The 11,875-nt window shown below is 69.5% G+C and carries 11 protein-coding genes; 8 read left to right on the top strand and 3 right to left on the bottom strand.

Features of this window, described 5'->3' with window-relative positions; translation table 11 throughout:
• Positions 1–36: 36 nt before the first annotated feature.
• Positions 37–630 carry a hypothetical protein gene (locus ACIBHY_RS14755; protein ID WP_397243160.1) on the bottom strand — a complete coding sequence of 198 codons (594 nt, stop codon included), beginning with the start codon at positions 628–630 and terminating at the stop codon, positions 37–39.
• 102 nt (positions 631–732) lie between these two features.
• On the opposite strand from ACIBHY_RS14755, the gene ctaD reads away from it, so the two are divergent.
• From ctaD to ACIBHY_RS14715, 8 genes are all read left to right on the top strand, one after another.
• Positions 733–2,418 (top strand): cytochrome c oxidase subunit I, encoded by a 1,686-nt coding sequence (gene ctaD, locus ACIBHY_RS14750; RefSeq protein ID WP_397243162.1) that lies wholly within the window; start codon positions 733–735, stop codon positions 2,416–2,418.
• A gap of 66 nt (positions 2,419–2,484) precedes the next feature.
• A complete protein-coding gene (locus ACIBHY_RS14745) occupies positions 2,485–2,718 on the top strand; it encodes a hypothetical protein (protein ID WP_184962500.1) in 234 nt (77 codons plus the stop codon).
• A gap of 5 nt (positions 2,719–2,723) precedes the next feature.
• On the top strand, positions 2,724–4,457 hold the full coding sequence (gene frdA, locus ACIBHY_RS14740) for a fumarate reductase (quinol) flavoprotein subunit (protein ID WP_397243164.1): 1,734 nt from the start codon (positions 2,724–2,726) through the stop codon (positions 4,455–4,457).
• Positions 4,450–5,211 (top strand): succinate dehydrogenase iron-sulfur subunit, encoded by a 762-nt coding sequence (gene sdhB, locus ACIBHY_RS14735; protein ID WP_397243166.1) that lies wholly within the window; start codon positions 4,450–4,452, stop codon positions 5,209–5,211. Before frdA ends, sdhB begins: the two co-directional genes overlap by 8 nt.
• Complete coding sequence (locus tag ACIBHY_RS14730) at positions 5,208–5,585, top strand: hypothetical protein (RefSeq protein ID WP_397243168.1); 378 nt, start codon at positions 5,208–5,210, stop codon at positions 5,583–5,585. Before sdhB ends, ACIBHY_RS14730 begins: the two co-directional genes overlap by 4 nt.
• Positions 5,582–5,929: a fumarate reductase subunit FrdD gene (gene frdD / locus ACIBHY_RS14725; RefSeq protein ID WP_397306904.1), complete on the top strand. Its 348-nt coding sequence runs from the start codon at positions 5,582–5,584 to the stop codon at positions 5,927–5,929. Before ACIBHY_RS14730 ends, frdD begins: the two co-directional genes overlap by 4 nt.
• Positions 5,930–6,143: 214 nt before the next feature.
• Positions 6,144–8,747 carry an immune inhibitor A domain-containing protein gene (locus ACIBHY_RS14720; protein ID WP_397243172.1) on the top strand — a complete coding sequence of 868 codons (2,604 nt, stop codon included), beginning with the start codon at positions 6,144–6,146 and terminating at the stop codon, positions 8,745–8,747.
• Positions 8,748–8,785: 38 nt separating this feature from the next.
• The gene (locus ACIBHY_RS14715) at positions 8,786–9,724 is read left to right on the top strand and encodes a diacylglycerol/lipid kinase family protein (protein WP_379613317.1); all 939 of its coding nucleotides are present in this window, start codon (positions 8,786–8,788) and stop codon (positions 9,722–9,724) included.
• Here ACIBHY_RS14715 and ACIBHY_RS14710 read toward each other — a convergent pair.
• Both ACIBHY_RS14710 and ACIBHY_RS14705 read right to left on the bottom strand, forming a co-directional pair.
• Positions 9,647–10,609 (bottom strand): phosphotransferase family protein, encoded by a 963-nt coding sequence (locus tag ACIBHY_RS14710; protein ID WP_397243174.1) that lies wholly within the window; start codon positions 10,607–10,609, stop codon positions 9,647–9,649. The genes ACIBHY_RS14715 and ACIBHY_RS14710 overlap by 78 nt on opposite strands.
• A gap of 9 nt (positions 10,610–10,618) precedes the next feature.
• Positions 10,619–11,851: an MFS transporter gene (locus ACIBHY_RS14705; protein ID WP_397306903.1), complete on the bottom strand. Its 1,233-nt coding sequence runs from the start codon at positions 11,849–11,851 to the stop codon at positions 10,619–10,621.
• Between the last annotated feature and the right edge of the window lie 24 nt (positions 11,852–11,875).

Raw genomic sequence — 11,875 nt, 5'->3', positions numbered from 1 at the left:
CGTTACGAAGGATAGAAGAAGCCGGGCCGCCGCGGGTCAGCAGCCGCCGATCGCGCACAACTTGGCCGCCATCCGCCTGGCGTCCCGCTCGTGCCGCGCCATCGTGCGCAGCGGCTTGGCGGCGTTGGCCAGGTCCCAGTAGAGGGCCACGGCCGCGCCCCGCCGTACCGCGACGAACTGCTGCGTCTGCGGGATCTTGCCCTTGACCTTCAGCACCCCGCCCACGGCCTCCTCGCCGATCCGCGGCGCGCTCGCCCTGATCTGCGCGCAGCCCTTCATCAGCTTGCGCATCCCGGCCATCATCGCCCGCGCCCCGCTCGCCCCGGTGAAGACGAACACCTGCTCGCCGCGGATCGCGTTGGTCTTCTCTCCGCCGCCGATCTCGGTGTCGTAGGTGAGGTCCCGCCGCGCCGACCAGCCCTTGAGGGTCGCCGGGCGGCACTGCGCGTTCCAGACGTCCTCGTGCTTGGCGCCCTCGACGAGGATCCAGTGCGCGCCGCCCGCGTCCTCGCGCGCCTGCTTCTCGTAGAGGAGGAAGTTCTTCGGGATGGACGGCTTCGCCTGCGCCGTCTGCCCCGTGAACATCCCCGCCACCACGACCCCGGCGCACACCAGCGCGACCCGCTTCATCTTTGACCCTTCCGTCAGCCGATCTTCGCAAGGGTAATTGCGCCAATGCTGCGGTTGGCGTGGAATGGGGTCATCGGGGGCACCGCGTCGGAGGGAGCTGCCGTGACGACCGTCCGCGAGACCTCTATCGAGCGGGTACGGCGCCGCCGTACGGGCACCGTGATCGTCTCCTGGATGTCGACCACCGACCACAAGGTCATCGGGTACCTGTACCTGATCACCTCGTTCGTGTTCTTCCTCGTGGCCGGGCTGATGGCCATGGTGATGCGGGCCGAGCTGGCCCAGCCGGGGATGCAGCTGGTCAGCCAGCAGCAGTACAACCAGCTGTTCACCATCCACGGCACGGTCATGCTGCTGCTGTTCGCGACGCCGCTGTTCGCCGGGTTCGCCAATGTGGTGATGCCGTTGCAGATCGGGGCTCCGGACGTGGCGTTCCCGAGGCTGAACGCGGTGGCGTACTGGCTCTTCCTGTTCGGCGGGATCATGGTGCTGGCCGGGTTCGTCTCGCCGGGTGGCGCGGCCGACTTCGGCTGGTTCGCCTACACGCCGCTGTCGACCGCCACGTACTCGCCGGGGCTCGGCGGCGACCTGTGGATCATGGGTCTCGCGCTGTCGGGGCTCGGGACGATCCTCGGCTCGGTCAACTTCATCACCACGATCATCGGCATGCGGGCGCCGGGCATGACCATGTTCCGGATGCCGCTGTTCACCTGGAACACGCTGCTGACCAGCATGCTCGTGCTGATGGCCTTCCCGGTGCTCGCGGCGGCGCTGCTGGTGCTGGAGTCGGACCGCAAGCTCGGCACCCAGGTGTTCGCGCCGGAGAACGGCGGGGCGATGCTCTGGCAGCACCTGTTCTGGTTCTTCGGCCATCCCGAGGTCTACATCATCGCGCTGCCGTTCTTCGGCATCATCACCGAGGTCATCCCGGTCTTCAGCCGCAAGCCGATCTTCGGCTACATGGGGCTGGTCGGGGCGACGATCGCGATCGCCGGGCTGTCGATGACCGTGTGGGCGCACCACATGTTCCCGACCGGGCAGGTGCTGCTGCCGTTCTTCGCCTTCATGACCTTCCTCATCGCGGTGCCGACCGGCGTGAAGTTCTTCAACTGGATCGGCACGATGTGGCGGGGCCACCTCAGCTTCGAGACGCCGATGTTGTTCGCCGTCGGGTTCCTGGTGACGTTCCTGCTGGGCGGGCTGACCGGTGTCATCCTGGCCGCGCCGCCACTCGACTTCCACATCTCCGACACCTACTTCGTCGTGGCCCACTTCCACTACGTGGTCTTCGGCACGGTGGTGTTCGCGATGTTCTCCGGCTTCTACTTCTGGTGGCCGAAGATGACCGGCAGGATGCTCGACGACCGGCTCGGCAAGGTGCACTTCTGGACGCTCTTCGTCGGCTTCCACACGACGTTCCTGATCCAGCACTGGCTGGGGACGCTCGGGATGCCGCGCCGCTACGCCGACTTCGGCGCGGCCGACGGCTTCACCACGCTCAACGAGATCTCCTCGGTGGGCGCGTTCCTGCTCGGCGCCTCGACGCTGCCGTTCCTCTATAACGTCTGGAAGACCGCCAGGCACGGGGCGAAGGTCACCCTGGACGACCCGTGGGGCTACTGCAACTCGCTGGAGTGGGCGACGTCCTGCCCGCCGCCGCGCCACAACTTCGTCAGCATCCCGCCGATCCGCTCCGAGCGCCCCGCCTTCGACCTGCACTATCCCCGCGAGCCTGCGCCGGTCCAGGCCCCGGCGGCCGAGCAGGCGCAAACCGAGAGAGACATCTGACCTATTCAGGAGGTCCTCGTGGTGCTTGTGTGGAGATGACATTTCGCCTTTCTAGGGAGATCGGCGATGACGGGCACCAAAATCCCCTTCACTCCAGAACAGGCCCCCTGCGGGAAGCGGTCCGGCGGTGAGCGCCTCGTCGACGACGACGGCTACGGCCTGGTCATCAGGGATCAGTTCTTCGAGTGCGGCTGCCGCAGGATCCGCCACGAATACCACGACGGCAGCATCCATCTGTCCGCCATCCGGCACGACGGCAAGCGGGTGAAGGACCCCATCGAACCCGACCACGGGAAGTGACGCCCATGATCGATGTGCTCATCGTCGGAGGGGGCGGCGCCGGGCTCCGCGCGGCCATCGCGGTCGCCGAGACCGACCCGGAGCTGAGCGTGGCGGTCGTGTCGAAGGTCTACCCGATGCGCAGCCACACGGTCTCGGCCGAGGGCGGCGCCGCCGGGGTGATCGCGGCGGGGGACTCCCTGGACGAGCACTGTTACGACACCGTCTCCGGCGGCGACTGGCTCTGCGACCAGGACGCCGTCGAGGCCTTCGTGGCCGAGGCGCCCCAGGAGCTGATCCAGCTGGAGCACTGGGGCTGCCCGTGGAGCCGGGAGGCCGACGGGCGGGTGGCGGTGCGGCCGTTCGGCGGGATGAAGCGCGAGCGCACCTGGTACGCCGCCGACAAGACCGGCTTCCACCTGCTCCACACCCTGTTCCAGACCACCATGAAGTACGGGGAGATCCGGCGCTACGACGAGTGGTACGTCACCCGGCTGATCGTCGACGACGGCCGCGTCCACGGCGTCGTGGCCGTCGAGATCAGGACCGGGCGCATCGAGACCATCGCCGCCCGCACCGTCATCCTGGCCACCGGCGGCTGCGGCCGGGTCTTCCCCTTCACCACGAACGCCGCCATCAAGACCGGCGACGGCATGGCCCTGGCCTACCGGGCCGGGGCGCCGCTGAAGGACATGGAGTTCATCCAGTACCACCCGACGGGCCTGCCGTTCACCGGCATCCTCATCACCGAGGCGGCCCGCGCCGAGGGCGGCTGGCTGATCAACAAGGACGGCTACCGCTACCTGCAGGACTACGACCTGGGCAAGCCGACGGACAAGCCCAAGCTGCGCAGCATGGAGCTGGGCCCACGCGACCGCCTCTCGCAGGCGTTCGTGCACGAGCAGGGGCGCGGCCGTACCGTCGAGACGCCCTACGGCCCCGTCGTCTACCTGGACCTGCGCCACCTGGGCGAGGGCAAGATCGACGCCAGGATCCCGTTCGTGCGCGAGCTGTGCCGCAGCTACCAGAACCTCGACCCGGCCACCGACCTCATCCCGGTCCGCCCGGTCGTGCACTACGTGATGGGCGGCGTCCACACCGACCTGGACGGCGCCACCCCGATCGCCGGCCTGTACGCGGCGGGCGAGACCGCCTGCGTCAGCATCAACGGCGCCAACCGGCTCGGCTCCAACTCGCTGCCCGAGATCCTCGTCTTCGGCCGCAGAGCCGGTACGGCCGCCGCCGCCTTCGCCCGGGCGCACCGGCAGGCGGAGCCGCCCGCCGTACGCGCGCAGGGGGAGGACGAGCGGCGGCGGCTGGAGCGCGCGCGGGAGGGCAACCACGGCGGCGATCGCATCGCCGACCTGCGGGAGCGGATGCAGCACACGCTGGAGGGCGCGGCCGGGATCTACCGCACCGGCGCCGAGCTGGCCAAGGCCGTGGACACACTGGCCGAGCTGCGCGAGCGGGCGGACGGCGCGCGGATGGACGACACCAGCGCCACGTTCAACACCGAGCTGATCAACCTCCAGGAACTGCACACGATGCTGGACGTGGCCCAGACGATCGCCGCCTGCGCGCTCAACCGGCGCGAGTCGCGCGGCGCGCACCAGCGCACCGACTACGAGGCGCGCGACGACACGGAGTTCCTGGCGCACTCGCTCGTCTACCGCGCGCCCGACGGCGCGCCGTCCGTCGGGCTGCTGCCCGTGACGATCACCCGCTGGCCTCCCGGCGAAAGGGTTTATGGCCGTGACTGAGGCGAAACACCACGAGGCCCGCCAGACCACCACGCGCACCATCACTCTCGAAGTCACCCGATACCGGCCGGGGCACGACAGCGCGCCCGTGCTGGAGAGCTTCGACGTGCCGCTCATGGACGACTGGGCGGTGCTCGACGGGCTCAACTACATCAAGGACCAGCTCGACGGGACGCTGTCGTTCCGCTGGTCGTGCCGGATGGGCATCTGCGGCTCGTGCGGCATGAACGTCAACGGCGAGCCCCGGCTGACCTGCGGCACGTTCTTCACCGAGTTCGGCGACGGACCGATCAGGATCGAGCCGCTCAAGGGTTTCCCGATCATCCGCGACCTGGTGGTGGAGGTCGACGACTTCCTCGACAAGCTGCGGCACGTGAAGCCGTGGCTGATCAGGGAGGGCGAGGAGCTGCCGCTGACGACCGAGCACGCGCAGACCCCGGCGCAGCTGGAGGCGTACAAGCAGTACTCGATGTGCATCAACTGCATGCTCTGCTACTCGGCCTGCCCGGTCTACGTGCTCGACCCCGACTTCCTCGGCCCGGCCGCGATCGCGCTGGCCCAGCGCTACGAGCTCGACTCGCGCGACATGGGCGACCGCTTCGACCTGCTCAACCTGAACGAGGCGGTGTGGGGGTGCACGTTCGTCGGTGAATGCACCCGGGTCTGCCCCAAGCACGTCGATCCGGCCGAGGCGATCCAGCGCTACAAGGTCACGGCCGCGATGCGGTCCATCCTCCCTTGGAGCAGGCGATGACGACGGCGTACCGGCCGCCGCGCGACCACGCGTGGTTCCTGCGCAACCGCACCTACGCGTTGTTCGTGGCGCGCGAGCTGACCAGCGTGTTCGTGGCGTGGGCGATCGTCTTCCTGATGGTCGTCATCGACGCCGTGCTGAACGGCGGCGACCCGGCCGCCTTCGCCGGGCAGCCGTGGGTGATCGCGCTCAACGTGGTCGCGCTGGCCGCCACGACCTTCCACGCGGTGACGTTCCTGAACCTGGCCCCCAAGGCCACCGTCGTCCGGCTGGACGGCTACCGCCTGCCCGCCTGGATGATCCAGGGCGGCAACCACTCCGCCTGGCTGCTGATCTCGGCGGTCATCGCCTACTTCGTGCTGAGGACGCCATGAGCCGGCGGCGCACGGCCGAGCCGTATCTGTGGCTGCTGTTCAGCGGCGGGGGAGTGGTGGCCGCGCTCCTGCTGCCCGTGCTGGTGCTGCTGTTCGGGGTGCTCATGCCGCTCGGTGTGCTCGCCTGGCCGTCCACGCCGCATCTGACCGCGCTTCTTGACCCGGTTCCGGTACGGCTGGCCCTGGTGGCCCTCGTCGTCCTGTGCCTGTTCCACGCGGCGCACCGGATCCGGCACACCAGTGAGGAACTTCTGGGCGTGGCCAGATTCGACCTGTTCATCGCGCTGCTCTGTTATGGCGGCGCTATTGCGGGCGGCACTCTAGCCGTACTTCTGCTGTTCTGAAATTCCCCACTGATACATCACATTTCCCGAAAGGGCTTTACGATCACTTGACCTTGGGCTTAGCGTCCGCTTTGTGCCAAGCAGACGCTACTTAGCCACAGTCCCCGCGATCACCCTCATCGCCACGGGACTCGCCGTCGCACCAGCGGACGCCTCTATCGCGAGGTATGTCCCCAGCGCGGCAGACGCCTACATCAACTACGCACCGCCCCGGGTGGAGAAGACCCTCGAGGAGCCGCCGACGCCGGGTTCGCCCGCCGCCCGCAGCCTCTCCCCGGCGCAGAAGTTCGACCAGAAGTTCACCAGCGGCAACCCGGTCGCCGGCCGCGTCCTGGCCGCCCGGGAGAACGAGGCCATCAGAACCGGCCGCAACCCCGCCGACTGGATCTTCAAGAAATCCAAGCAGACCAAGACGGCCAAGCTGCTGACGCTGCTCGTGGAGTTCAACGAGAACGCCAACGACGACTTCTCCGGCTACAACCGCCTGCGCACGCCCGACAGCGCCCCCGAGGACTGCGTCGTGGAGCCGCCGGGCACCAAGATGAACGGCCCGCTCCACAACAACATCCCCGACCCGGCGAGCCTGCCCCAGAAGGACAACAACTCCTTCTGGGTTCCCGACTTCAGCCCCGCGCACTTCAACAAGATGCTCTACACCGACAAGGGCATCACCGAGCGGGTGCGCAAGGATCTGAAGGACCCGCGCGACGGCCGCCCCGGCATCGACATCTCCGGCCACACCATGAAGAAGATGTACGAGGAGATGTCCAAGGGCGCCTACTCCGTCACCGGCTCCGCCGTCGGCTGGATCAAGGCCCCGCACTCCGAGGCGTGGTACGGCGCGGCCGCCTGCGGTGGCGCTCCCCAGGACATGTCCGGCCACCCGGACAACCCGCTGGGCGCCGGCCAGCTCGCCATCGACGCGGTCAACGTCCTGGCGCAGACGCAGCCCGGCTTCAACTGGGCCGAGTACGACCAGGAGGACACCTCCGACGCCGACGGAGACGGCAACTTCGCCGAGCCCGACGGCGTGATCGACCACCTCGTGCTCGTCCACGCCGGCAAGGACAAGTCCTCCGACGGCGGCAAGGAGGGCACCTACGCGATCTGGGCGCACTCCAGCGCGGTCGCCGGCGGCTACCAGGTCCCCGGCACCGACAAGAAGATCTCGAACTACATCGTGCAGCCCGAGGACTCCGGCGTCGGCGTCTTCGCCCACGAGTACGGCCACGACCTCGGCCTGCCCGACCTGTACGACACCAGCGGCGCGGGCAGCTCCGCCGTCGACTTCTGGGACCTGATGTCCAGCGGCTCGCACTCCGGCCCGATCTTCCAGTCGATGCCGACGCACATGGGCCTGTGGGACAAGTGGGTCCTCGGCTGGGCCAACCCCAAGACGCTCAACCCCGGTGACGCCAGCAAGCTCGTCACCGTCGGCCAGTCCTCGCGCACGCCCAAGTTCACCGCCGACGGCATCCGCGTCAACCTGGCCAGCCAGCCGCTGAAGATGATCGACGCCCACAGCGGTACCAACGCCTGGTGGTCCGGCATGGACCAGGAGTGGGCCAACGTCAAGGTCACCCGCGACGTGCAGGTGCCCGCCGGAAGCGACCTGCGCTTCTGGATGTGGAACAACTACGAGATCGAGGCCGACTGGGACTACGGCTTCGTCGAGGTCTCCACCGACGGCGGCAACACCTGGACCCAGCAGAAGGTCTTCAACGAGGCCGGCCAGGAAGTCACCACCCCGGACGACTACCCGGACCCGAACAAGAACCTCAAGACGTTCGGCAACAAGAAGTACGGCCTCACCGGCAACACCGACGGCTGGCGGCACGACTACGTCAACCTGACCCCGTTCGCCGGCCAGACCGTCAAGCTGCGCCTGGCCTACAACACCGACGCGGCCTCCACCCCGCGCGGCTGGCACGCCGACGACTTCCAGCTCACCAACGCCGGCACCGCCGTGTGGAGCGACGACGTCGAGGGCGGCGAGAACGGCTGGAAGGCCACCGGCGGCACGTTCACCAACACCAGCGGTCAGGGCTGGACCGTGAACAACGGCTCGCGCGAGATCTCCCGCTTCTACCTCGCCGAGTGGCGTAACTTCGACGGCTTCGACAAGGGCCTGCAGTACGCCTACGACACCACCTACTCGCGCGACGGCGCGTGGAATGTGCAGAAGGTCAAGTACAACGCGCCCGGCCTGCTGGTCTGGCTCCGCGACTCGACCTACACCAACAATGTGATCATCCCGAGCCTGGAGCAGCTGCCCAGCATCGGAGCCAAGGGCAGCCTGCTGGTCGTGGACTCCCATTACGAGCCGCTGCGCCGTACCGGGACCGCGGCCGCCAAGGACCCGAGCCGCAACAAGAACCTGGAAGGCCGCTCCCAGACCTCCAACGCCGCGTTCTCCTTCAACAAGACCTACCCGTTCAAGGAGTGCCTGGAGGCGCCGGACGAGCCGTTCAGCCAGTACTGCTCGGACATCGCCCCGCTGAAGGGCGTGCCGAACTTCACCGACGCGAAGACCTGGTACCCGGGCTTCGAGCTGCAGAACGGCTCGTTGTTCTACCGCGACTTCGACGCCTCGGCGGTCGTCCCCGCGAAGGGCGACCAGCAGTACAGCACGCGCGTCGTCAACTTCGACGGCACTCCCGCCACCGACCTGTACGGGACCGACATGGGCCACGGCCACAAGCTCGGCACCGGCAACCCGGGTGACGAGGGCAAGGCGCTGGGCGTCCAGTTCAGGCTGGTCAGCCCCCTGCCCGGCAACCTCGGAGCCATCGTCCAGGTCGTCGCGCCCAAGAAGTGATCGTAGGGGCCGCTCCGGCGGCCCTACGATGAGGGACCATGACGGACCTTAGGACCAAGGCGGAGCACACCGCGGCCATCCGGCGCGAGCGCCGGGTGGCCGTGGTGATCAACACACGCTCACGCCGAGGCCGCCGCCACTACTTCGAGGCGCTCGACCTCATCCACGGTCTGGGCTTCGAACCGCTCGCCGAGTTCTCGGTGCTCAAGCCCAAGCGGCTGCGCGAGCATCTCGACAGGGCGCTGGCCACCCAGCCCGACCTGCTGATCGTCGGGGGCGGCGACGGCACCCTGTCGTCGGCCGTGCGCCACATCGCCCACCGCGACGTCGCGCTCGGCGTGCTCCCGCTCGGCACCACCAACAACTTCGCCCGCAGCCTCGGCTTGCCGCTCGACCTGGCCGGCGCGATCAACGTCTTCGCCACCGGCAAGGTCGCCGACATCGACCTCGGCATGGCCGACGACCGCCCGTTCGCGAACTTGGCCAGCTTCGGCGTCTCCGTCGAGGTGGCCGGCAAGGTCAAGCCGTGGCTCAAGCGCATCATCGGCCGCCCCGCCTACCCGCTGACCGCGCTGACGATCCTGCCGGGCCACCGGCCGTTCCGCGCCTTCATCACCGTCGACGGCCAGCGCCATGAGCTCCTCACCCACCAGCTCAACATCGCCAACGGCCGCTTCCACGGCGGCTGGCAGGTGGCCAAGGACATCAGCATCGACAACGGCCAGCTCGTCGCCTACCAGCTCGGCTCCGGCAAGAAGCTGCGCCTGCTCGGCGAGACGCTCGTGCGGGCGGCGTCCGGCCGCTGGCGCAGCATGGCGGGCGGGCCGTTCGTGACCGGCCGCGAGATGCTGCTGGAGACCGACCCGCCGATGGCCGCCGACGTCGACGGCGAGGTGCGCCTACGCACCCCCATCCGGCTGCGCGTGGTGCCCAACGGGGTGCGCGTGATGGTCCCGGAGACCTTCGAGGATCGCTGAGATCCGCTCCAGCGTGAGCGGCCGCGTCAGCATCTCGCGCAGCCGGGCGCGCGAGCGCGCCCGGTTCTCCTCACCCTCCGCGGGATCGGTCGCCCGCCGCGCGTAGAACTCCAGCAGATGCCCCTGTACGGCCACGCGCATCGAGAAGTCCTCCGGCCGGGTCACCCGGGCCGGCCCGCCCGCCGCCACATAGGCGGGATAGACCCCGGGGTCGCGGGCCACGATCGCGGCCAGCTCCCAGGCGGGCACGGCCGGGCCGCAGTTCTCCCAGTCCAGGACGGTGAGCACGCCTCGGGCGGACAGGCGCAGGTTCTCCTCGTTGAGGTCGCGATGGCAGGTCGTCACCCGTGCCGGATCCGGCACGGCCACGACCGCCTCCACCGCGACCAGGTCGTCCAGCCAGGTGCGCAGCGCGTCCTCCCACTCCTGGCGCCGCGAGATCCCGGCGATCCCCGCCCACCCCTCCGCGCCCAGCGGGGCGGCGAACCACTCGGACACCGGGCCGCGGGCGGCGTGCCGTACCCGATGGACGCTCGCGGCCGCCGCGCCCAGCTGGGCGGCGGTGATCTCGCCCGCGGCGAGATCGGCCCACTCGTAGACCCTCAGGTCGTACGGCCGCGCCCGCAGGATCACCCGCCCGTCGCGGTCCACGACCGGAGCCGGGAGCACCACGCCGGCCGCGGCGGCGGCGTGCTGGAAGGCCACGTCGGCGGCGGCGTCGTCCTCGGCCACGTCGATGAGCGACTCCTTGACCGCCCACGAACCCCGGTCGGTGTCCACCCGCCAGATCAGGCCCAGCTCGCCGCGTGCCGCGTAGACCGGCTCCGCCGCCACCTCGCCCAGCTCGAACTCCCGCGCCACCCGCTCGGCCGTCTCCATCAGCATGCGCCGACGCTACGGCACCCCGCGGATCTTCCACACCAGCAGAGCGCCGGCGACGCCCACCGCGGCCGTGACCGTGTAGAGGGCCGGATAGCCGCCCAGCTGCGTGACCAGCGGCGCGGCCAGCACCGGCGCGAGCACCTGCGGCCCTGCCGAGGCCAGGTTGAGCACGCCGAGGTCCTTGCCCCGGTCGAGGTCGGTCGGCAGTACCTGGGTCAGCAGCGCCTGGTCCACGGCCAGGAACGCGCCGCTGCCCGCCCCGAGTATCACGGCCGCCACGATCACCGTCGGCCAGGATGTGGTGAACGCCAGCAGTACCCCCGCCGAGGCGGTCAGCAGCGCCGCCACGCTGACGATCGGGCGCCGCTTGCCTATCTTGTCCGACAGCCAGCCGGACAACAGCGTGGGCGCGATGCCGGCCACCGTGGAGACCGCCAGCAGGATGAGCACGCCCTCGTCCACGCCGTGCCCGGGGAAGAGCCGCTCGTAGCCGATCGCGTCACGCAGGTAGTAGAGCAGGTAGCCGGTGCCCATCGAGATCGACAGGTTGAGCAGGAATCGCGTCACCCACGCCCACGCGAAGTCGGGGTGGCGGCGCGGGCTCACCCAGAGCGTGCGCCAGTCGAAGCGGGCCTTGGCCGTCTCCGGCACCGGCCCCTCTCCGGTCGCGAGCGCGAACGGCAGCACGGTCGCCAGCAGCAGCAGCGCCATCGCCAGATAGGACGGCAGCACGCCGGTGACGACCAGCGCCACCACCAGCCCGCCCAGCAGCGGTCCCGCCGCCTGCGCCGCGCCCGCCACCGCCAGTACCCGGCCACGCTGCCACTCCGGCACCCGGTCCGGCACCACCGCGACCGTCGAGGCGTACGCCGCGTTGAACGTCAGCTGCACCAGGCTCCAGCCGATCGTCATGCCCAGCACCGTCTGCTGGGTGCCGAGCAGCGCCAGGGCCGCGGCGCCGGTCAGCGCGCCGAACATGATCCACGGGCGGCGCCTGCCGAAGCGGCCGCGGGTGCGGTCCGACAGCGCGCCGAACGTCACGTTCGACACCATCGACACCGCCGCCCCCACGGCGAACACCACCGCCAGCGACGCCTCCTTGTTCGCGTCGTCCACCACCACCATGTGCTGGGGGAGCACGATCTGGATCAGCGTGAACCAGCCCATCATCAGCCCGAGCTGGGCCAGGGCGAGCCGTGCCGTCCAACCGCCGGAGACCTTTGCCGTTAACGCGGGTGAGCTCACGAGGAGTCCTCTCCGGTTTCGGGG

It is taken from the genome of Nonomuraea sp. NPDC050547, assembly GCF_044457345.1.
Lineage (GTDB): Bacteria > Actinomycetota > Actinomycetes > Streptosporangiales > Streptosporangiaceae > Nonomuraea.
This window is presented reverse-complemented; position numbering and strand designations above follow the sequence as displayed.

Bases quoted from the DNA above. Each gene is read 5' to 3' on its own strand.
- ACIBHY_RS14745 (WP_184962500.1), top strand. From the start codon at position 2,485: ATGACGGGCACCAAAATCCCCTTCACTCCAGAACAGGCCCCCTGCGGG.
- frdD (WP_397306904.1), top strand. From the start codon at position 5,582: ATGAGCCGGCGGCGCACGGCCGAGCCGTATCTGTGGCTGCTGTTCAGC.
- ACIBHY_RS14715 (WP_379613317.1), top strand. From the start codon at position 8,786: ATGACGGACCTTAGGACCAAGGCGGAGCACACCGCGGCCATCCGGCGC.
- ACIBHY_RS14710 (WP_397243174.1), bottom strand. From the start codon at position 10,609: ATGCTGATGGAGACGGCCGAGCGGGTGGCGCGGGAGTTCGAGCTGGGC.
- ACIBHY_RS14755 (WP_397243160.1), bottom strand. From the start codon at position 630: ATGAAGCGGGTCGCGCTGGTGTGCGCCGGGGTCGTGGTGGCGGGGATG.
- ACIBHY_RS14730 (WP_397243168.1), top strand. From the start codon at position 5,208: ATGACGACGGCGTACCGGCCGCCGCGCGACCACGCGTGGTTCCTGCGC.
- frdA (WP_397243164.1), top strand. From the start codon at position 2,724: ATGATCGATGTGCTCATCGTCGGAGGGGGCGGCGCCGGGCTCCGCGCG.